A 20,904-nucleotide genomic window follows, 5' to 3' on the forward strand; every position below is an offset into this window, starting at 1 on the left:
TGATAGGAATCGGCCTGAACGATTCCGGAAGGCTGCAGCCGGCAATCAAGGATGCCGGCTGTCAGAGATGAAGGTTCGAACTGTCCAGGTCTTTCGGCTAGAGCGCCCGCACCGCGATGATTTCCACCTCGAAGTCCAGCTCCTTGCCAGCCAACGGATGATTGAAATCCACGGTTACCCGGGTCTCATCGAAGGCCTTCACCACACCTGGCAGCTCAGCATTGGCGGCATCGTTGAAGATCACCAGCAAACCTTCGGAAAGCTCCATACCCTCGAACTGACTACGCGGCATAACCTGCACGTTCTGCGGGTTGGGCTGGCCGAAGCCCTGCTCCGGCTGAATCCGGATCGTCCGCCGGTCACCGGCCTTGAAGCCGTAGAGCGCCTGCTCGAATCCCGGCAACAGATTGCCGTCGCCGACCTGGAAGGTGGCGGGTTGCTTATCGAAGGTACTATCGACTACTTCGCCACTTTCCAGTCTGAGGGCGAAATGCAGGGTTACTTCCCGATCCGGGCCGATACGCAGGTCTGTCATCGTGCTGCCTCCTTCGCAGACTTGTCACCCCTGAACATATCCAACGCCAGCAGGATGGCTCCGAGAGTGATAAAGGTGTCTGCCAGGTTAAAGGCCGGGAACAACCAGCGATCCTGCCAGTGCACCAGGATGAAGTCGACTACATGTCCCAGCACTACCCGGTCGTACAGATTGCCCAGCGCCCCGCCAAGCACCATGGCCAGTGCCACGGCCAGCAGAGTTTCCTGCGGTTTCAGACGCTTCAGCCAGACCACTAGCACAGCGCTGACAATGACGGCTATGGCAGCGAAGAACCAGCGCTGCCAGCCGGCCGCATCGGCCAGAAAGCTGAAGGCGGCTCCGGTGTTGTAGGCCAGAGTCCAGTCAAAATAGCCCGGAATCACCTGAACCCGCTGATACATGGCCAGACTGCCTTCGGCGATCACCTTTGTCAGGCGATCGCCGATCAGGATCAGGAGGCTCAGCAGCAACCAGGGCAAATGACCGAAACGAGCCGCATTAGGCATGCTTGCGCACCTCACCTTCGCCTTCGATGTTGCTGACGCAGCGTCCGCACAGCTCCGGATGTGCGGCATGACTGCCGACATCGGCGCGGAAGTGCCAGCAACGTCCGCACTTGGCGTGGGTCGACTTGACGATCTTCAGCTTCAGCCCTTCCACCTCGGTAACCACCGCATCAGCCGGAGCCTCGGCCAGCGGCGCAGCCTGCGCCGCCGAGGTGATCAGGGCAAAGCGCAGTTCGTCGCCGAGCTTGGCCAGATCCGCCTGCTTGGCCTCGTCGCAGAACAGGGTGACTTCCGCCTGCAGGCTGGCACCGATGGCCTTGGTCGCACGGAGATTTTCCAACTCCTTGTTCACCGCTGCCTTGACCGCCATGATGCGATCCCAGTAGGCGCGATCCAGCTCGAAGCCTTCCGGCAGACGACTCAGACCTTCGTACCAGATGTTGAGCATCACCGATTCATTGCGCTCGCCCGGCAGGTACTGCCAGATTTCCTCGGCGGTGAACACCAGAATCGGCGCAATCCAGCGTACCAGCGCCTCACTGATGTGATACAGCGCGCTCTGACAGGAGCGACGGGCAATGCTGTCAGCCGCGGTGGTGTACTGACGATCCTTGATGATGTCCAGATAGAAGCCACCCAGCTCCTGCACGCAGAAATTGTGTACCTTGGAATAGACGTTCCAGAAGCGATATTCGGCGTAAGCCTCAACGATCTCGTCCTGCAGGCGGGCGGTAGCATCCAGCGCCCAGCGATCCAGATCGAGCATCTGCGCAGGCTGCAGCAGGTCGCGTGCCGGGTCGAAACCGTTGAGGTTGGCCAGCATGAAACGCGCGGTATTGCGGATGCGTCGATAAGCATCGGCGCTGCGCTGGAGGATCACCTTGGATACCGCCATTTCACCGGAGTAATCGGTAGAAGCCACCCACAGGCGCAGAATGTCGGCGCCCAGGCTATCGTTGACCTCCTGCGGCGCAACCACATTGCCGAGGGACTTGGACATCTTGCGACCGTTCTCGTCGACTACAAAACCGTGGGTCAACAGCGCCTTGTAGGGAGCATGGCCATCAATCGCGCTGCCTGTCAGCAGCGAGGAATGGAACCAGCCACGGTGCTGATCCGAACCTTCCAGATACAGATCGGCGCGCGGACCACTGGTGTGCCCCAGCGGGTGCGAACCACGCAACACGTGCCAGTGGGTGGTGCCGGAATCGAACCAGACATCCAGGGTATCGTTGATCTTCTCGTAGTCAGCCGCCTCGGCACCAAGCAGTTCGGCAGCATCCAGCTTGAACCAGGCCTCGATGCCTTCCTTCTCGACACGCTTGGCCACTTCCTCCATAAGTTCAACGGTACGTGGGTGCAGTTCACCGCTGACCCTGTGCAGGAAGAACGGAATCGGTACGCCCCAGTTGCGCTGGCGTGAGATGCACCAGTCCGGGCGACCGGCAATCATGTTGTGCAAGCGCGCCTGGCCCCAGGCCGGAACGAACTGGGTTTGCTCGATGGCAGCCAAAGCCCGCTCACGCAGGGTGGCACTATCACCGTCCTCGACAGCTTTTCCGGCGCGATCCATACCGACGAACCACTGCGCAGTAGCACGGTAGATCAGCGGAGTCTTGTGGCGCCAGCAGTGCATGTAGCTGTGCTGGATCGGCTGGTGCTTGAGCAGCGCGCCGACCTCACTCAGCTTGTCGACGATGGCCGCGTTGGCCTTCCAGATGAACTGGCCGCCGAAGAACGGCAGATCCGCCACGTAGACACCGTTACTCTGCACCGGACTGAGAATCTCGTCATTGCTCATGCCGTACGCCTTGCAGGTACGGAAGTCATCCTCACCGTAGGCCGGAGCCGAGTGGACGATGCCGGTACCGGCCCCTAGCTCGACGTATTCGGCAAGGTAGACCGGCGAAAAGCGCTCGTAGAATGGATGGCGGAAGCGGATCAGCTCCAGTGCCGCACCGGCGGCAGTGGCAATCACCTGCCCTTCAAGGCCGTAGCGCTGCAGGCACGATTCCACCAGCTCCTCAGCCAGTACCAGCAGGCGCTCACCGGTATCGACCAGGGCGTAGCTGAACTCCGGATGGACGTTGAGCGCCTGGTTGGCCGGAATGGTCCACGGCGTGGTGGTCCAGATGACGATGGCAGCAGGTTTGCTCAAGCTGCTCAGGCCAAAGGCGGCCGCCAGTTTCTCGGCATCCTCGACCGGGAAGGCAACGTCGATGGCGTCGGATTTCTTGTCCTGATACTCCACCTCGGCTTCAGCCAGCGCCGAGCCGCAATCGAAGCACCAGTTCACCGGTTTCAGCCCCTTGAACACGAAACCCTGACGAACCATCTCGGCCAACGCGCGGATCTCGCCGGCCTCGTTGGCAAAGTCCATGGTCTTATAAGGATTTTCCCAGTCACCCAGTACACCGAGACGAATGAAATCGGCCATCTGCCCGGCAATCTGCTCACTGGCATAGGCGCGGCAACGCTCACGGGTCAAATCCGCCGGCTGATTCTTGCCGAAGGTGGTCTCGACCTTGTGCTCAATGGGCAGACCGTGGCAGTCCCAGCCTGGCACGTAGGGGGCATCAAAGCCGGCCAGAGTCTTGGAGCGGGTGATGATGTCCTTGAGGATCTTGTTAACCGCATGACCGATATGAATGCTGCCGTTGGCGTAGGGAGGGCCGTCGTGCAGAACAAACTTCGGACGTCCCTCACCAGCCTTGCGCAGCTTGCTATACAGGCCAATCTCGTTCCAATGCTGGATGGTCAGCGGCTCGCGTTGCGGCAGGCCAGCCTTCATCGGGAACTGGGTATCAGGCAGGTTCAGCGTGGCTTTGTAGTCGGTCATGTCGGGCTCTTCATCAGCGGGTGGCTCTGCCAGTAATCACGGGCAGCGGCAATATCGGCAGCAATGGCCGCCTTCAAGGCCTCCAGCGAGGCGAAACGCTGCTCATCACGCAGCTTGTGGTGGAAAGCCACCGAAAGACGCCGGCCATACAGGTCGCCGGCAAAATCCAGCAGGTGTACCTCCAAATGGGCGCTGCCATTGCCGGCAACGCTGGGGCGCACACCAATATTGGCAACGCCCGGTTGAATCACTCCGGCCACCTCACAGCTCACCAAGTAAACGCCAATAAGCGGTACCTTGCAGCGCTTGAGCTGAATGTTGGCGGTCGGCGCAGCAAGCTGGCGACCGAGCTTCTGTCCGTGCAGCACGCGCCCGGCAATGCGGAACGGCCGTCCGAGCAGCGCTTCGGCCAGTTCGAAATCGGCATCGGCCAGCGCCTGACGGATCCGCGTACTGCTGACCCGCGCACCGCGTACCTCGACCGTGGTGGAGGCATCGACGCTGAAACCGTAGCGCTGCCCTGCGGCCTTGAGAAATTCAAAATCCCCGGCGCGGTCACAGCCGAAGCGGAAATCGTCACCGATCTCCAGATCTCTCACCGCCAGGCCATCCACCAGTACGCGCTGGACAAATTCGGCTGCCGACAGCTCTCGCAGGCGGCGGTTAAAGGCCAGGCACAACACCTGATCAATACCTTCGGCGGCCAGCAGTGCAAGCTTGTCACGCAGACGGGTCAGGCGCGCCGGCGCATGGGTCGGATCGAAGAACTCGCGTGGCTGTGGCTCGAAGATCACCACGCAACTGGGCACGCCCAGTTCCGCAGCCCGTTCGCGCAGGCGCGCCAGGATTGCCTGGTGCCCACGGTGAACGCCGTCGAAATTACCGATGGTGGCCACGCAGCCCCGCGTCTGGGGCTGCAGGTTATGAATACCTCGAACCAGCTGCATAGCACGCTTCTTGTTCACAAAGTGGCCGATTATACGCACAGCAGGCCACGCACAACAGGCGTTACAACATCCGGATACCGGCCGTTATCCCCATCCGCATTACAGTGCCCGGCGGGCAAAGTCGCGCAGGCGAAACCCAAGCAGCAACAACATGGCGAAGTAGGCGAACAGACCGGCACCTACCAGCGCCGTCAGTCGCAGCAGACGCTCAGCCATATTGCCTTCGGCCCAGGCCGGCATATATGCCATCAGACCAAGCAGTACTGCCACCATCAACGCGACTGCTACCCCAACCTTAAACAGGAACAGCCCCCAACCCGGCAGCGGACAGAAGATTCCACGCCGGCGCAACTGCCAGTACAGCAGAACGGCATTCAGACAGGCCGCCAGGCTGATTGCCAGCGCCAGGCCGGCATGGGCCAGGGGGCCGATCAGCAACAGGTTCATCAACTGGGTGAACAGCAGCGTTACAACGGCAATCTTCACCGGTGTACGGATGTCCTGCCGGGCATAGAAGCCGGGCGCCAGAATCTTCACCAGGATGATGCCCAAAAGCCCCACGGAATACGCGATCAACGCCTGCTGGGTCATCGCCGCGTCAGTGGCGCTAAATCTGCCGTATTGGAACAGCGACACCGTCAGCGGCTCAGCCAGAACTGCCAGCGCCAACGCGGCCGGCAACACCAGCAGGACACACAGACGCAGCCCCCAGTCGAGCAGGCGGCGGTACTGTTCGACATCGTCACTGGCGTAAGTCTTGGAAAGCGCCGGCAGCAGGATTGTCCCCAGCGCTACCCCCAACACCCCCGAAGGCAGCTCCATCAGACGGTCGGCGTAGTACATCCAGGATACCGAACCAGCCACAAGAAAAGAGGCGAAGATGGTGTTGATGATCAGCGAAACCTGACTCACCGAAACCCCGAAGATCGCCGGCCCCATCTGTCGGAGCACCCGCCACACACCGCTGTCACGCAGGTTCAGACGCGGCAGAACCAGCATGCCGATCTTCTTCAGGTGCGGCAGCTGCCAGAGCAGTTGCAACAGTCCGCCAACCAGCACCGCCCAGCCCAGTGCCTTGATCGGTGGATCGAAATACGGCGTCAGCCACAAAGAGAAGACGATCATGCTGAGATTCAGCAGGGTCGGCACGAAGGCCGGCACTGAAAAACGGTTCCAGGTATTGAGAATGGCTCCGGCCAATGACGATAGCGAGATCAGCAATATATAAGGGAAGGTGATCCGCAGCAGATCCACGGTCAGCTCGAAGCGCTCAGCCTCCACAGCGAAGCCTGGCGCGGTGGCCCAGACAATCCAGGGTGCCACCAGTACGCCGGTCGCCGTAACCAGTGCCAGCACCAGGGTAAGCAGACCTGATACGAAGGCGACAAAGGTGCGTGTGGCTTCCTCGCCCTGCTGCATCTTGTACTCGGCAAGAATCGGCACGAATGCTTGGGAAAAGGCGCCCTCGGCAAAGATGCGACGCAACAGGTTGGGTAGCTTGAAGGCCACCACAAAGGCATCGGATGCCGCGCCGGCACCAAAGGTGCGGGCGATGATGGTGTCGCGCACGAAACCCAGCACACGAGACACCATGGTCAGGGAGCTGACGGCAGCCAGGGATTTGAGCAAATTCATAAATGGCGGCTTCTCGGCGGGACGGGCTGAGGACAATTCGCAGCGAGCGAAGGGAACGAGTTTAACCAGCCACCCGCGTCCAGACCAGCCGGACAACACGCGATCAGACTTGACAGCCGCTCGGGGGATCGGCATGATTCGCGACCTTATTTGTCGTAACCCCCCAGTTTTCGAGGAGCTTGACGGTGGCCAACTCACCTTCTGCCAAAAAACGCGCCAAACAGGCTGAGAAGCGCCGTAGCCATAACGCCAGCCTGCGCTCCATGGTTCGTACCTACATCAAGAACGTGGTCAAGGCTATTGCAGCCAAGGATCTCGAGCTTGCCAAGAGCGCCTACAGCGCAGCCGTACCGGTCATCGACCGCATGGCTGACAAAGGCATCATCCACAAGAACAAGGCCGCTCGTCACAAGAGCCGTCTGAATGCGCATATCAAGGCACTCGGCGAAGCCGCTGCTGCCTGATTGCCACAAGGTTCTTGCCAAAAAGCCCGCATCGATTGATGCGGGCTTTTTATTCGTGTCTGTTTTTCCTGTTTCACCGACCGGCCGAAGCCGGCCAGCGCCCCGCCTCTTACTCCCCGAGTATCTGGCCGATTGCCGGATCCTTGAAGGCACGGGTCAGCGCATCGCTTAACACCTCGCTCACCAGCCGGGTATTGGTCTGCTGGTTCGGCGCCGTACCGAAACGCTGATTCAGCGACGCCCCATAACGTCCGGTGTAACGGCGACTAGCACCTTTCACTTCGGCACGGATAGAGGCCGAAATATCCGCCTCGGTCACGTATACGCCTTCCTTAGGCGACTGATACTTCAGCTCCGCCAGCGTGATGGTCAGTTGCGGCGCGTTATAGGCACCGGCACTTGGCGTAAAGCCCAGCAGACGTACCGCGGCCTCCGCCTCCGCCTGCAGTTTCGGCAACAGGCTCTCGCCATTAACACTGATGGAGCTGGTTTCCGGATAAAGTCCGCCACGCGTACCAAGAATCGGCGAGGAGCGGCCATCAACCACCCGCACGACCACCGGCTGCCCCTGACCGACCGGAGTCAGCGAGCTGGTCAGCTTGGGTTGCGGATCCAGTTGCTGGGGACTATGGGCACAACCGGCCAGAGTCAGGCTTGCCGCGGCAAGCAAGGCGAACAACGCACGATGCAGCATGCTCGATCTCTCCAAGAAAGGGGGAATGAAAAGTGCCCGGCAGTATACCCAGCAGCAGCGGGCGCCAACAGCACTCCAGCATGAGACTGACAGGGCAATCCGGCGGTTCCTGTCATACGGATGTCACCTGAACAGTGCATAAGGGAAACTCTCTTTTCAGCATTGAGGCCGAACATGATGAACCGACTGCAACGCCTGTTCCGCCGCCCTCTCAAGCGCCATTTTGTCCTGCTTGACGAACAGGGTCTGTGCCGCGCCCTGCGCCAGTGCAGCGAACCACCACTGGAAACCCACTGGGTCGAGGTCAGCAGCACCAGCCCCGCCTGGCTGGGTCAATCGCTCCCTGCTGACGCACGGATCTCTCGAGTCAGCCAGTCATCGACAACGACACAGGCATTTGCACCCTGACTGTCACAGCAAGAAAAGTCACGCAAGGCAACAATTTCGCCCGATTCCCGCTATAATCGCGCCCCGATTATAAGGACGCCTCCTGATCGGGTCGCACCACCTCAGCGATGCTCCGGCATCGGTCCCGCCTCAGAGAGTCGCCCACTTCGCGCTGCCACCTGCAGCTCGCCTCCTCACTCGGCACTAATAGATGCCGCCTTATGTCGAATGGTCAGAGGACGCGAAGCAGGCCAAGGTAGCCGAATCTTTGAGGTTCACCGCTCCAAAAGAGCGTGAAAAAACGGGTTTAACAACTTCACAAGAGTGTGGCGAACAGATGAAGAACATTGCGTCCGTGAATCGGAGCCCCGACCCCTCCACACATTTAGCCCGGCGTACAGCCTGAACCCAACGGTAAGGCCCTGTCGGTCGGTTATCTGGTGCAGTATTTCTTGGAGAAAGGTTAATGGCGCAAAACGATTCCCAAAGCGTAGACGTGGTGCTGGTTGGCGCCGGCATCATGAGCGCGACCTTGGGCGTGCTGCTCAAGGAACTCAACCCCGGCATCACGCTGGAAGTGCTTGAAATGCGCGAATCCGGCGCAGTGGAAAGCTCCAACCCCTGGAACAACGCCGGCACCGGCCACGCCGCGCTGTGCGAGCTGAATTACACGCCCGAAGGCTCCGACGGCAGTATTGATATCAAGAAGTCGGTGAGCATCAACGCCCAGTTCGAGGAATCCAAGCAGTTCTGGGCCTATCTGGTCGACAAGGGCGCGATCCATTCCCCCAAATCCTTCATCAACCCCGTGCCGCATATGAGCTTCGTGCGCGGCAACAGCGGCATCGCGTTTCTGAAGAAACGCTTCGAGGCCCTGCGCCAGCACCATGCCTTCGAAAGCATGGAGTACACCGAGGATCGCGCCACCATCGGCGAATGGGCTCCGCTACTGATTCCCGGCCGGGACAGCAACGAGCCTCTGGCCATGACCCGCGTACAGGCCGGCACCGATGTCAACTTTGGCGCCGTCACCCGGCAGATGCTGGATTACCTGACTAACCAGCCGGGCGCCAAGGTCACCTGCAACCAGAAAGTGACCAACCTCAAGCGCGACGGCAAGGGCTGGCAAGTCAGCGCGCGCGACACCCGCTCCGGTGCTACCCGCCAAATCAGCAGCCGTTTCGTCTTCCTCGGCGCCGGTGGCGGTGCCCTGCCCCTGCTGCAGCTCTCCGGCATCCCGGAGGGCAAGGGCTTCGGCGGCTTCCCGGTCAGCGGTCAGTGGCTGCGCTGCGACAACCCGGAAGTAGTCGCCAGACACCAGGCCAAGGTCTACAGCCAGGCTGAAGTAGGCTCGCCGCCCATGTCGGTACCGCACCTGGACACCCGCGTGGTGGATGGCAAGAAATCCCTGCTGTTCGGTCCGTACGCCGGATTCACCACCAAGTTCCTCAAGCACGGCTCATTCCTTGACCTGCCACTGTCGGTACGCCCCAACAACCTGGGCCCCATGCTGGCGGTGGCGCGCGACAACATGGATCTGACCCGCTACCTGATCAAGGAAGTACTGCAATCCCAGGAACAGCGCCTGCAGACCCTGCGTGGCTTCTACCCGGAAGCCCGGGCCGAAGACTGGCGCCTGGAGATTGCCGGGCAACGCGTACAGATCATCAAGAAGGATCCGAAAAAAGGCGGCATCCTGCAGTTCGGTACCGAGCTGGTCGCAGCTGCCGACGGCAGCATCGCCGCACTGCTGGGCGCCTCCCCCGGCGCCTCGGTGACCGTCTCGATCATGCTCGACCTGATCCGTCGCTGCTTCCCCGAGCAGGCCGCCAGCGATGCCTGGCGCAGCAAACTGGACGAGATTTTCCCTGCCATGGCCGACGTCCTGTCCAAGGATGCCGAACGCTACCGCGCCGTGCAGGAGCAGTCGAACAAACGACTGCAACTGGATACTCCCAGCGCCTGACGAAAAGCATAAAAAACCGCCCTTCGGGGCGGTTTTTTATGCTTCAGGGTTTCCCCCAGGACAGGATTGGAATCGCCGTCACCGCATTCTGCGGGCTGCCTTCAATAACCCGATCACTGTAGACGAGATACACCAGCGCGTTACGCTTGCGATCGAAGAAGCGCACCACCTGCATGGTCTTGAACACCAACGAAGTGCGCTCGCGGAACACTTCCTCGCCGTCACGCAGTTCGCCACGAAAGCTGATCGGACCGACCTGCCGACAGGCAATGGAAGCCTCGGCACGATCTTCGGCCAGCCCGAGACCGCCCTTGACACCTCCGGTCTTGGCTCGCGACAGGTAACAGGTAACGCCTTCAACCTTGGGATCATCGAACGCCTCGACGACGATTCGATCATTTGGCCCGATCCACTTGAATACCGTCGAAACCTCGCCAATGGTCTCGGCCAGCAGCAGCCCGGGCAACATCAACAACCCTGCCACACACGCCCTGAATGACTGCATGCTCCGCCCCCGGCCCGCTATGGGCTATACCACAATGAGATTGTCCCGATGCACCAGTTCATGCTCGTCCACATACCCTAACAGCCGTTCAATGGCATCTGAAGGCTGGCCGATGATCTTCTGCGCCTCCGCGGCACTGTAATTGACCAACCCTCGAGCCACCTCGCGCCCGTCCGGCGCAACGCAGACCACCATCTCGCCACGACGGAAGTTACCCTGCACAGCCTTGACACCCACCGGCAACAGGCTCTTGTGATCCTGACGCAACGCCTTGACCGCACCGTCATCCAGGATCAGGGTACCACGCGTCTGCAGATGGCCAGCGAGCCACTGCTTGCGTGCCGCCAGCAAGCCACGTTCCGGAGCCAGCAACGTACCAAGTCGCTCACCGCCCCTCAGTCGCGTCAGCACCTGATCAATGGCGCCGCCGACAATCACCGTATGCGCTCCAGAACGCGCAGCCAGACGCGCCGCACGCAGCTTGGTCTGCATCCCGCCACGCCCCAGAGCACCTCCGACACCGCCAGCGACCGCGTCCAGAGCCGGATCGTCAGCGCGTGCCTCATGAATCAGCCGGGCATCCGGATTATGTCGCGGATCAGCGTCATACATACCGTCGCGATCAGTGAGGATCACCAGCAGATCCGCCTCCACCAGGTTGGCCACCAGCGCTGCCAGGGTGTCGTTATCACCGAAGCGGATCTCGTCGGTCACCACAGTGTCGTTCTCGTTGATTACCGGCACCACGTCCAGGTCAACGAGCGTACGCAATGTACTGCGCGCATTGAGGTATCGCTTACGATCCGACAGGTCGTCGTGAGTCAGGAGAATCTGCGCAGTGCGCCGCCCATGCTCGGCAAAGCTCGATTCCCAGGCCTGCACCAGGACCATCTGACCAATGGCGGCGGCAGCCTGCAGCTCGTGCATTGCGCTAGGTCGACTACTCCAGCCCAGTCGGCTCATACCGGCTGCAACAGCCCCGGAGGACACCAGCACCAACTCGACACCCTGCTCGCGCAAGGCGACCATTTGCCGAACCCACACCGCCATGGCCGCACGATCCAGGCCACGCCCGTCGGCAGTCAACAGCGCACTGCCGATCTTCACCACCCAGCGCCGTGCACTGGTCACCTTGTCACGCATGATCTCCCAACCTTAGTCAGAAAACGATGGGTTCCACCCCACCTACAAAAACGCCGCAATTAAGCGGCGTTGGAAATTTTGCTTAATCCCGGACGTAGATGATCTCCGGGCCATCGTCATCCTCATCATCGAAGAAGTCGTCATCCTCCTCGAGATCGTCGACACTACGCACACCTGCCCGGCGCAGCGCACGCTGATCGTCCATCGCCTGCAGGCGAGCCCGCGCCTCGCCCTCGATGCGCTGATCCAGCTCGGCCAGCTCTTCGGCGAACGCCGGATCCTCGGCCATGCGCTCGGCACGAGCCTCCAGATAATTCATGATGTCGCGGCAGATTCGCTCAGTGCCGTCACGACTGATGGCTGAAATCACGTAGACCGGCCCATCCCAGTTCAACCGCCTGACAATATCGGCCTGACGCGCCTCACGCTCCTCTTCAGGCACCTGGTCCATCTTGTTCAGCACCAGCCAGCGGTCACGCTGTACCAGCGCCGGACTAAAGCGCGCCAACTCGTCGATGATGACCCTGGCCGCCTCGGCCGGATCGCTCTCATCCAGCGGAGCCATGTCAACCAGATGCAGCAGTAGACGGGTGCGCGCCAGGTGCTTGAGGAAACGGATACCCAATCCCGCACCTTCCGAGGCACCCTCGATCAGGCCCGGAATGTCGGCCACGACGAAGCTTTTGAAACGGTCGACACTGACCACACCCAGATTCGGCACCAGGGTAGTGAAGGGATAGTCCGCCACTTTCGGCTTGGCCGCCGACACAGCCCGAATGAATGTGCTCTTGCCGGCATTGGGCAGACCAAGCAAACCCACATCGGCCAGCACCTTCAGCTCCAGCTTGAGATCACGCGCTTCACCCGGTTTACCTGGCGTAGTCTGCCGCGGCGCACGGTTGGTACTGGATTTGAAGCGGGTATTGCCCAGCCCGTGCCAGCCCCCCTGGGCTACCAGCAAGCGCTGTCCCGGCTTGACCAGGTCACCGATAACATCCTGAGTGGCCACATCGATTACCGTAGTGCCTACTGGTACCGGCAGGATCAGATCCTCACCCTTGGCCCCGGTACAGTCGCTGCTGCCACCCTTCTCGCCGTTCTGGGCAAAAAACTTGCGGGTGTAGCGGTAGTCGATCAGGGTGTTGAGGTTTTCATCAGCCTCAAGAAACACCGAGCCGCCATCGCCACCGTCACCGCCATTGGGACCGCCCTTCTCGATGAACTTCTCGCGGCGGAAGCTCATCATGCCGTTACCGCCGTCACCGGCTTTTACAAAAATGGAAACTTCGTCGACGAATTTCATGGATATGCCTTCCGCAGGCAGTGCGGCTCAACAGTACAACACACAGGCCCTTGCCGGATGACCCCACGCCGAAGGCATGGAGAGCTGGGTAATCGGGCAAGAACCCAAGGATACAGAAATGGCCAACGCCTTCCAGCACTCCGCTGATTGCGGAATAAACGGTGGCCCAATAAAAAAGCCCCGTCCTACGGACAGGGCTTTTCCAGCGTGCAGGCGATTAGGCCTGGACAACGCTCACGTAGCGACGGCCGAAAGCGCCCTTCACTTCGAATTTGACCACGCCCTCAACCTTGGCGAAGAGAGTGTGATCCTTGCCGATGCCCACGCCTACACCCGGGTGGAATTGGGTGCCACGCTGACGGACGATGATGTTGCCGGCCTTGATGGCCTGGCCGCCATACATCTTCACGCCAAGGCGTTTACTTTCGGAATCGCGGCCGTTACGGGTAGAACCGCCAGCTTTTTTGTGTGCCATGAGTCAATACTCCAAATAAGTGGTCGGGCCGACGAATCAGGCCTGGATACCGGTGATTTTGATCTCGGTGAACCACTGACGGTGGCCCTGACGCTTCATGTGGTGCTTACGACGGCGGAACTTGATGATGCGCACCTTGTCGTGACGGCCTTGCGAAACGACTTCTGCGACAACCCTGGCACCGTCCACGACCGGAGCACCGACTTTGACGTCATCACCGTTGCCGACCAGCAGAACGCGGTCGAAGGTGATGGATTCACCGGTGGCAACTTCGAGCTTCTCGACTTTCAGGTATTCGCCTTCGGCAACCTTGTATTGCTTGCCACCGGTAACAATTACTGCGTACATGTTTAATCTCCGTTAATCCTGCTCACCCAGCGCTTTGGAAGAATAGTTATGGGCTGGCATGGCTGCTCGGGGCCGGAAGTGACACCCTTGCAATTGCGTAAGGCAGGGAAATTGCCCAGGAAAAGTTCAGGGTGCGCGATTGTACGCAACGCCTTGAGCCTGTGCAAGGCCCGCTGCACCTTGCCTTGACAGGCCCTGGCCCGCCACCTAGCATGCCGCGCAGCCCTAGGCATGCACCTTTTCGTCCGCCAGGCCAGGTCGGCGCTTGCGCCATGGTCGCAGGCGAAACGACAGCAACCGCTAACCACTGGAGCTCCCTTCGTTGATGCAACCCCAGGCTTTCTACCGCGTGGTGGCGGACGACTTCACCGCCGTCGACGGCATCATCCGCCAGCAAGTGGTTTCCCGCGTACCACTGGTAGAGAAGATCGGCGACTATATCATCTCTGCCGGCGGCAAACGCCTACGCCCACTGCTGGTACTACTCAGCGGCAAGGCACTGGGCTACCAGGGCAGTGATCTGCGCCTACTGGCGGCCACCATCGAATTTCTACACACCGCCACCCTGCTGCACGACGACGTGGTCGACATGTCCGACATGCGCCGCGGCCGCAGTACCGCCAACGCCCAATGGGGTAACGGCCCGAGCGTCTTGGTAGGCGACTTCCTCTATTCCCGCTCATTCGAAATGATGGTGGAGCTGGGCTCCATGCCAGTGATGCGCATCCTTTCGCATGCTACCCGGGTAATCGCCGAGGGCGAGGTACTGCAGCTGTCCAAGGTACGCGATGCCAGCACCACCGAAGACACATACATGGAAGTCATTCGCGCCAAGACTGCCATGCTGTTCGAGGCTTCCACACATAGCGCCGCGGCTCTGGCCGGAGCCAGCGAGGCTCAGCGGGAAGCACTGCGCACCTTTGGCGACCACCTGGGCATTGCCTTCCAACTGGTCGACGACCTGCTCGACTACAGGGGCGACGCCGCCACTTTGGGCAAGAACGTTGGTGACGACCTGGCCGAGGGAAAACCGACCCTGCCACTGATCTACACCATGCGCGAAGGCAGCCCCGAGCAGGCTGCCCTGGTGCGCCAGGCCATCCAGAAGGGCGGCATCGAAGATCTGGAAAGCATCCGCAATGCCGTGGAGACTGCCGGCGCCCTAGACTATACCGCCCGGCGAGCCCGCGAGTTCGCCGAACAGGCCATTGCCAGCCTCGACGCCTTGCCGCCCAGCCAATACCGGGACGCTCTCGTAGAGCTGAGCCGCTTTGCCGTAGCCCGCACACACTGACAGGCAGCCTGAAAAATAAAACGCCCCGAACCAGTCGGGGCGTTTTTGTCTGGATCAGTTACAGACGCAGACCACCATCAAGTTCTAGGATACGACCGGTAAAGTAGTCGTTCTCCAGAATATAGGCCACCGAGTGGGCAATTTCCTGCGGCCGCCCCAGGCGCTTGAGCGGAATGCCGGAAGTCATTTTCTCCAGAGCCTCCGGCTTCATGCTGGCAACCATGTCGGTCTCGATAAAGCCCGGTGCAACACCTGCCACACGAATGCCGTAACGCGCCAGCTCCTTGGCCCAGACCACGGTATCGGCCGCCACACCGGCCTTGGCTGCGGAGTAGTTGGCCTGCCCCATGTTGCCGGCCCGAGAAATGGAGGAGATGTTGATGATCGCTCCTTCGTTCTTCAGCTCGATCATCTTCGCCGCAACCTCACGGGTGCAGAGGAACACACCTGTCAGGTTGACGTCGATCACCGCCTGCCACTGAGCCAGGCTCATCTTGCTCATCTCGCCATCCTTGACCTTGATGGTCAGACCATCGCGCAGGATGCCGGCGTTGTTGACCAGGCCGTTGATAGCGCCGAAGTCCTCGGCTACCTGAGAAACCAGATGGGTCACCTGCTCTTCACTGGCCACGTTGCAGATATAGGCCCGAGCGTCACCACCGGCCACCTTGCAGGCAGCCACAGCCTCATCGAGCTTCTCTTGGTTCAGGTCCACCAGCGCCAGCTTCGCCCCCCTGGCCGCCAGGTACTCGCCCATGGCACGCCCCAGGCCCTGCCCGCCGCCAGTGATGATGATGACTTTGTCTTTCAGTTGCATTGTCAATGCCCTCAAGATACAGCTTTTCTGGCCCCGCGATGCCCGTCAACCGCTATGCTAGGGCGTCTGTCCGTTTTTGACGGATCTTCTGCGAGGATTCACAAGGTGAGCGTGAAGGCCGGCAAGCATGCACGAGAATTGCTGCTCAAGGAATACCACGGCGTGCTCAGCACCCACTCCCGGGCCATGCCGGGATATCCCTTTGGCTCCGTGGCGCCCTACTGTCTGGATGCCGCCGGCAGACCACTCATACTGATCAGCCGTCTCGCCCAGCACACTCACAACCTGCTACAGGATCCCAAGTGCTCGCTACTGGTAGGCGAGCGCGGCGCCGAGGACATCCAGGCTGCCGGGCGCCTGACATTACTCGCCCAGGCTCGGCAACTGCACGAGAGCACAGAGATCGAGGCAGCCGCCCGGCGCTACTACCGCTTTTTTCCGCAATCGCATGACTACCACCAGACTCATGACTTCGATTTCTGGTGCCTGGAGCCGGTACGCTGGCGCTTCATCGGCGGCTTCGGTGCAATCCACTGGCTCGACAGTATCGGTCTGGACAACCCCTTTGCCGCCGACGACAGCGAAACCGGCATGATCGAACACATGAACGCCGACCACGCCACAGCTATCGCTCACTATGTAGAACTGGCCGATCTGCCGCGCCACAAACCGGCACAACTGGTTAGCATCGACAGCGAGGGGTTCCACCTGCGCATCGGCCACAGCCTGCACTGGCTGGCCTTTCCCGAGCCATGCCGTAACCCCGGACAGGTTCGCGCCGCACTGGTCGCACTGGCCCGGGCCGACCGATGGCCGCAAGCAACCGCTGCTTCAGCTTGAATTCAGTCCCGGAGCCCATACTTAATCCCTACTGGAAGCCTGCTTCCGTCAAGGATATTTCCCACCATGCGTGCATTCCTGTTTCTTCTGCTGCTCTTCCCCGTCATTGAGCTGGCTGTGCTGATCAAGGTCGGCAGTGCCATTGGCGTCCTTCCTACCCTGCTGCTGGTGATCGGCACCGCAGTAATCGGCAGCTTCCTGCTACGCATCGCAGGCATTACCACTGCCTGGCGCGCCCGTGAACGCTTGGCTCGCGGCGAACTGCCCGAACAGGAGATGCTCGAAGGACTGCTGATCGCCGTCGGTGGCGGCCTGCTGATTCTGCCTGGCTTTATCAGCGACCTATTCGGCCTGCTTTGCCTGGTACCCTTTAGCCGCCGCCTGCTACTGGGCAAGATCCGTCAGCGGGTCGAGGAGCAAGCCATGCGTCAACGCGCCTTCTTCGACGATGTCTCGGTACGCCGGCCCGGCACCTCGCAACCCAACGTGCTCGAAGGCGAGTATGAGCGCCGAGACTGAAGCAGAGTCATTACCTGACAAAGGCGGCGTAAAAATTTTCAATCGCCCCCTTGAAATGCATTTCCCCGCCCACATGTAGCAGTCACCGCAAGGTGCCTGCCCCCAAGGCAGTCCGACTTTCGCGGTACGCCCAGCGTACCGCTTCCGGCTACGCCGGATTTTTCAAACCCGCCGACCGCGTAGGCGTCGGCAAGTTGGCCATAAATTGTTAGGAGAGATCGACAATGAAGCTTCGTCCTCTGCATGACCGCGTCGTGATCCGTCGCAGCGAAGAAGAGACCAAAACCGCTGGCGGTATCGTGCTGCCGGGCTCGGCCGCCGAAAAGCCGAACCAGGGTGAGGTCGTTGCCGTCGGTACCGGTAAGGTCCTGGACAACGGCGAAGTTCGCCCTCTGGCGGTGAAAGTCGGTGACAAGGTGGTCTTCGGCCCCTACTCCGGCAGCAATACCGTCAAGGTCGACGGTGAAGACCTGCTGGTCATGGGCGAACACGAAATCCTCGCAGTCATCGAAGCCTGATCACCCACGATTTCCCTTTAAATCGTCAAAGAATTGAGGAAGCAAGAAAATGGCAGCTAAAGAAGTCAAATTCGGCGATTCCGCCCGCAAGAAAATGCTCGTTGGCGTCAACGTACTGGCTGACGCAGTAAAAGCCACCCTCGGCCCGAAAGGCCGTAACGTGGTTCTGGCCAAATCCTTCGGCGCCCCGACCATCACCAAAGACGGTGTATCGGTTGCCAAGGAGATCGAACTCAAAGACGCCTTTGAAAACATGGGCGCCCAGCTGGTCAAGGACGTAGCGTCCAAGGCCAACGACGCAGCCGGTGACGGCACCACCACCGCTACCGTTCTGGCCCAGGCCATCGTTAACGAAGGTCTGAAGTCGGTTGCTGCCGGCATGAACCCGATGGACCTGAAGCGTGGCATCGACAAAGCCACCGCAGCCATCGTTGCCCAGATCAAGGAACTGGCCAAGCCGTGTGCCGACTCCAAAGCCATCGCTCAGGTGGGCACCATCTCCGCCAACAGCGACAGCTCCATCGGTGAAATCATCGCCGAAGCCATGGACAAAGTCGGCAAAGAAGGCGTGATTACCGTTGAAGAAGGCTCGGGCCTGGAAAACGAACTGTCCGTCGTAGAAGGCATGCAGTTCGACCGCGGCTACCTGTCGCCGTACTTCATCAACAAACCGGACACCATGGTTGCCGAGCTGGAAAGCCCGCTGCTGCTGCTGGTTGACAAGAAGATCAGCAACATCCGCGAACTGCTGCCGGTTCTGGAAGCCGTTGCCAAGGCCGGTCGCCCGCTGCTGATCGTTGCTGAAGACGTTGAAGGCGAAGCACTGGCTACCCTGGTTGTGAACAACATGCGCGGCATCGTTAAAGTCGCTGCCGTCAAGGCCCCGGGCTTCGGCGATCGCCGCAAGGCCATGCTGCAGGACATCGCCATCCTGACTGGCGGCACCGTCATCAGCGAAGAAGTCGGTCTGTCCCTGGAAGGCGCCACCCTGGAGCACCTGGGCAACGCCAAGCGCGTCGTGATCAACAAGGACAACACCACCATCATCGATGGTGCTGGTGCCCAGGCTGACATCGAAGCCCGCGTGGCTCAGATCCGCAAGCAGATCGAAGAAACCTCTTCGGACTACGACAAAGAGAAGCTGCAAGAGCGTCTGGCCAAGCTGGCTGGTGGTGTTGCCGTGATCAAAGTCGGCGCCGCTACCGAAGTGGAAATGAAAGAGAAGAAAGCCCGTGTCGAAGACGCCCTGCACGCCACTCGCGCTGCCGTGGAAGAAGGCGTGGTGCCTGGCGGTGGTGTGGCTCTGGTTCGCGCCCTGCAGGCCATCTCCGAGCTGAAAGGTGACAACGAAGACCAGAACGTAGGTATCGCCCTGCTGCGTCGCGCCGTTGAAGCTCCGCTGCGCCAGATCGTCGCCAACGCCGGCGGCGAACCGAGCGTGGTAGTCGACAAGGTCAAACAGGGTTCGGGCAACTTCGGCTTCAACGCCGCTACCGACACCTACGGCGACATGATCGAGATGGGTATTCTGGATCCGGCCAAGGTCACCCGTTCAGCCCTGCAAGCCGCTGCATCGATTGGCGGTCTGATGATCACTACCGAAGCCATGGTAGCCGACGCCCCGGAAGAAAAAGCTCCAGCAGCTATGCCTGACATGGGCGGCATGGGCGGCATGGGCATGATGTAAGCCAGCGCCTGGCGGCAATGCCCAATAAAGGCATTGCCGCCAAGCCAACCCATTTGAAAAATCCGATGTTCGGGCAACCGACATCGGATTTTTCATGCCTATTCAAAATTACGCCTGCAGCCGGATTGCTAGCTGCCACCAGCACGCAGTGCCGTATCAGAAATGCCCGTGCTTTGGCGAAGCCGGCCGCATAGCTGCGCAAGCCGGCTTTGCAAAGACGGCAATCGCCATTCAGGCGTTTCCGGCAGCCTTCAGGCGTGCTGCCTGGGTAAAGTCGAGCATACGCTTGAGCGGCCTGACTGCCTTGGGTATCAGCGCCGGATCCACCTGAATCTCGCCAGCTCCCTCACGCAACCCCTGGAGCACACGCTCCAGCGTATTCATCGCCATCCACGGGCAATGCGCGCAACTGCGGCAGGCCGCACCATTGCCAGCGGTAGGAGCCTCAATGAAGGTCTTTTCCGGACACAACTGCTGCATCTTGTAGAAGATGCCGCGGTCGGTAGCGACGATAAAACAGCTGTTGGGCAACGTCTGCGCTGCCTTGATCAACTGACTGGTGGAGCCTACAGCATCCGCCAGCTCTACCACATTCTGCGGTGACTCAGGGTGCACCAACACCGCCGCATCCGGGTACAGAGCCTTCATATCCAGCAACTGCTTGGCCTTGAACTCCTCATGGACGATGCAGGCACCATCCCAAAGCAGCATGTCCGCACCGGTTTCACGCTGGATATAGTTACCCAGGTGCTTGTCCGGTGCCCAGATCAACTTCTCGCCGTTGTCCATCAGGCTTTCGACGATCTCCAGCGCACAGCTTGAAGTCACGACCCAGTCGGCCCGCGCCTTCACTGCCGCCGAGGTATTGGCGTAAACCACCACAGTGCGCTCCGGATGCTGGTCGCAGAACGCCGAGAACTCCTCCACGGGGCAACCAAGATCGAGCGAGCAGGTGGCCTCCAGTGTCGGCATCAGCACGCGCTTTTCCGGATTGAGGATCTTTGCCGTCTCTCCCATAAAACGCACACCGGCAACAACCACGGTCTGCGCCGGATGCTGAGTACCGAAACGAGCCATCTCCAGCGAGTCAGCCACACAGCCACCGGTTTCCTCCGCCAGCGCCTGAATCACCGGATCGCAATAGTAGTGTGCCACCAGTACGGCATTCTGCCGCTTCAACTCAATGGCGATCTCTCGCCGATGGAAGGCTTCTTCTTCTGCCGTCAACCGTCTAGGCTGCTTGGCATCGAGATGGGCTTGAACGAGGAGACGTTCGGAGATTTGCGTCATGTCTTCAGGCTCTGATTATTGTCCGGCGCATCGATTATACCTCCCCGAGAAACCGGGAAGTCAGGAGGGATACGGGAATCAGGGGGAGAGGTGACGCTGCGGGAGGGAAAGAGTGGTGGGTCGTGAAGGACTCGAACCTTCGACCAATTGGTTAAAAGCCAACTGCTCTACCAACTGAGCTAACGACCCAAC

Annotated in this window: 21 protein-coding genes and 1 tRNA gene; 8 read left to right on the forward strand and 14 right to left on the reverse strand. The window is 60.3% G+C overall.

Going from position 1 to position 20,904, the window contains the following annotated elements; all coding sequences use genetic code 11:
* Positions 1–97 precede the first annotated feature (97 nt).
* The 5 genes from NCCP436_RS04440 to murJ form a co-directional block, all read right to left on the reverse strand.
* Positions 98–535 (reverse strand): peptidylprolyl isomerase, encoded by a 438-nt coding sequence (locus NCCP436_RS04440; RefSeq protein WP_220802589.1) that lies wholly within the window; start codon positions 533–535, stop codon positions 98–100.
* The gene (gene lspA, locus NCCP436_RS04445; RefSeq protein WP_220802590.1) at positions 532–1,041 is read right to left on the reverse strand and encodes a signal peptidase II; all 510 of its coding nucleotides are present in this window, start codon (positions 1,039–1,041) and stop codon (positions 532–534) included. The genes NCCP436_RS04440 and lspA overlap by 4 nt, the downstream gene beginning before the upstream one ends.
* The gene (gene ileS, locus NCCP436_RS04450; RefSeq protein ID WP_220802591.1) at positions 1,034–3,880 is read right to left on the reverse strand and encodes an isoleucine--tRNA ligase; all 2,847 of its coding nucleotides are present in this window, start codon (positions 3,878–3,880) and stop codon (positions 1,034–1,036) included. Before ileS ends, lspA begins: the two co-directional genes overlap by 8 nt.
* Positions 3,877–4,827, reverse strand: coding sequence for a bifunctional riboflavin kinase/FAD synthetase (gene ribF, locus NCCP436_RS04455; RefSeq protein WP_220802592.1), 951 nt, complete (start codon positions 4,825–4,827; stop codon positions 3,877–3,879). The genes ileS and ribF overlap by 4 nt, the downstream gene beginning before the upstream one ends.
* 99 nt (positions 4,828–4,926) lie before the next feature.
* Positions 4,927–6,462 (reverse strand): murein biosynthesis integral membrane protein MurJ, encoded by a 1,536-nt coding sequence (gene murJ, locus NCCP436_RS04460; RefSeq protein WP_220802593.1) that lies wholly within the window; start codon positions 6,460–6,462, stop codon positions 4,927–4,929.
* Positions 6,463–6,647: 185 nt separating this feature from the next.
* On the opposite strand from murJ, the gene rpsT reads away from it, so the two are divergent.
* Positions 6,648–6,926 (forward strand): 30S ribosomal protein S20, encoded by a 279-nt coding sequence (rpsT, locus tag NCCP436_RS04465; protein ID WP_220802594.1) that lies wholly within the window; start codon positions 6,648–6,650, stop codon positions 6,924–6,926.
* Positions 6,927–7,035: 109 nt separating this feature from the next.
* Here rpsT and NCCP436_RS04470 read toward each other — a convergent pair whose 3' ends face one another.
* On the reverse strand, positions 7,036–7,620 hold the full coding sequence (locus tag NCCP436_RS04470; protein WP_220802595.1) for a YajG family lipoprotein: 585 nt from the start codon (positions 7,618–7,620) through the stop codon (positions 7,036–7,038).
* Between the two features lie 174 nt (positions 7,621–7,794).
* Between NCCP436_RS04470 and NCCP436_RS04475 the strand changes: the two genes are divergently transcribed.
* Entirely contained in the window at positions 7,795–8,028 is a 234-nt protein-coding gene (locus NCCP436_RS04475) for a hypothetical protein (RefSeq protein WP_375709468.1), read from the forward strand.
* A gap of 445 nt (positions 8,029–8,473) precedes the next feature.
* Positions 8,474–9,973, forward strand: coding sequence for a malate dehydrogenase (quinone) (mqo, locus tag NCCP436_RS04480; RefSeq protein WP_220802596.1), 1,500 nt, complete (start codon positions 8,474–8,476; stop codon positions 9,971–9,973).
* A 43-nt stretch (positions 9,974–10,016) separates the two neighbouring features.
* On the opposite strand, the gene NCCP436_RS04485 is transcribed toward mqo, so the two are convergent.
* From NCCP436_RS04485 to rplU, 5 genes are all read right to left on the reverse strand, one after another.
* A complete protein-coding gene (locus NCCP436_RS04485; RefSeq protein WP_220802597.1) occupies positions 10,017–10,478 on the reverse strand; it encodes a CreA family protein in 462 nt (153 codons plus the stop codon).
* Positions 10,479–10,502: 24 nt separating this feature from the next.
* Entirely contained in the window at positions 10,503–11,621 is a 1,119-nt protein-coding gene (proB, locus tag NCCP436_RS04490) for a glutamate 5-kinase (protein ID WP_220802598.1), read from the reverse strand.
* Between the two features lie 82 nt (positions 11,622–11,703).
* Positions 11,704–12,924 carry an Obg family GTPase CgtA gene (gene cgtA / locus NCCP436_RS04495; RefSeq protein ID WP_220802599.1) on the reverse strand — a complete coding sequence of 407 codons (1,221 nt, stop codon included), beginning with the start codon at positions 12,922–12,924 and terminating at the stop codon, positions 11,704–11,706.
* 217 nt (positions 12,925–13,141) lie between these two features.
* On the reverse strand, positions 13,142–13,399 hold the full coding sequence (gene rpmA, locus NCCP436_RS04500) for a 50S ribosomal protein L27 (protein WP_220802600.1): 258 nt from the start codon (positions 13,397–13,399) through the stop codon (positions 13,142–13,144).
* Positions 13,400–13,435: 36 nt separating this feature from the next.
* Positions 13,436–13,747 (reverse strand): 50S ribosomal protein L21, encoded by a 312-nt coding sequence (rplU, locus tag NCCP436_RS04505; RefSeq protein ID WP_220802601.1) that lies wholly within the window; start codon positions 13,745–13,747, stop codon positions 13,436–13,438.
* Positions 13,748–14,072: 325 nt separating this feature from the next.
* Here rplU and NCCP436_RS04510 point away from each other — a divergent pair, with 325 nt between their 5' ends.
* Complete coding sequence (locus tag NCCP436_RS04510) at positions 14,073–15,041, forward strand: polyprenyl synthetase family protein (RefSeq protein ID WP_220802602.1); 969 nt, start codon at positions 14,073–14,075, stop codon at positions 15,039–15,041.
* A gap of 58 nt (positions 15,042–15,099) precedes the next feature.
* Here NCCP436_RS04510 and NCCP436_RS04515 read toward each other — a convergent pair whose 3' ends face one another.
* Positions 15,100–15,858 (reverse strand): SDR family oxidoreductase, encoded by a 759-nt coding sequence (locus NCCP436_RS04515; RefSeq protein ID WP_220802603.1) that lies wholly within the window; start codon positions 15,856–15,858, stop codon positions 15,100–15,102.
* 105 nt (positions 15,859–15,963) lie between these two features.
* Between NCCP436_RS04515 and NCCP436_RS04520 the strand changes: the two genes are divergently transcribed.
* The 4 genes from NCCP436_RS04520 (at position 15,964) to groL (ending at position 19,422) form a co-directional block, all read left to right on the forward strand.
* A complete protein-coding gene (locus NCCP436_RS04520; protein ID WP_220802604.1) occupies positions 15,964–16,698 on the forward strand; it encodes a HugZ family protein in 735 nt (244 codons plus the stop codon).
* A 66-nt stretch (positions 16,699–16,764) separates the two neighbouring features.
* Positions 16,765–17,217 carry an FxsA family protein gene (locus NCCP436_RS04525; protein ID WP_220802605.1) on the forward strand — a complete coding sequence of 151 codons (453 nt, stop codon included), beginning with the start codon at positions 16,765–16,767 and terminating at the stop codon, positions 17,215–17,217.
* 224 nt (positions 17,218–17,441) lie between these two features.
* Entirely contained in the window at positions 17,442–17,735 is a 294-nt protein-coding gene (locus NCCP436_RS04530) for a co-chaperone GroES (RefSeq protein ID WP_021700385.1), read from the forward strand.
* 49 nt (positions 17,736–17,784) lie between these two features.
* Positions 17,785–19,422 carry a chaperonin GroEL gene (gene groL / locus NCCP436_RS04535; RefSeq protein ID WP_220802606.1) on the forward strand — a complete coding sequence of 546 codons (1,638 nt, stop codon included), beginning with the start codon at positions 17,785–17,787 and terminating at the stop codon, positions 19,420–19,422.
* Between the two features lie 231 nt (positions 19,423–19,653).
* Here the strand turns inward: groL and nadA are convergent, their stop codons facing one another.
* Together nadA and NCCP436_RS04545 are read right to left on the reverse strand one after the other, a co-directional pair.
* A complete protein-coding gene (gene nadA, locus NCCP436_RS04540; protein ID WP_220802607.1) occupies positions 19,654–20,712 on the reverse strand; it encodes a quinolinate synthase NadA in 1,059 nt (352 codons plus the stop codon).
* Between the two features lie 113 nt (positions 20,713–20,825).
* Positions 20,826–20,901, reverse strand: a tRNA-Lys gene (locus tag NCCP436_RS04545).
* Positions 20,902–20,904 lie beyond the last annotated feature (3 nt).

Source organism: Pseudomonas sp. NCCP-436, assembly GCF_019656335.1.
In the GTDB taxonomy this organism is placed as follows: Bacteria; Pseudomonadota; Gammaproteobacteria; order Pseudomonadales; family Pseudomonadaceae; genus Aquipseudomonas.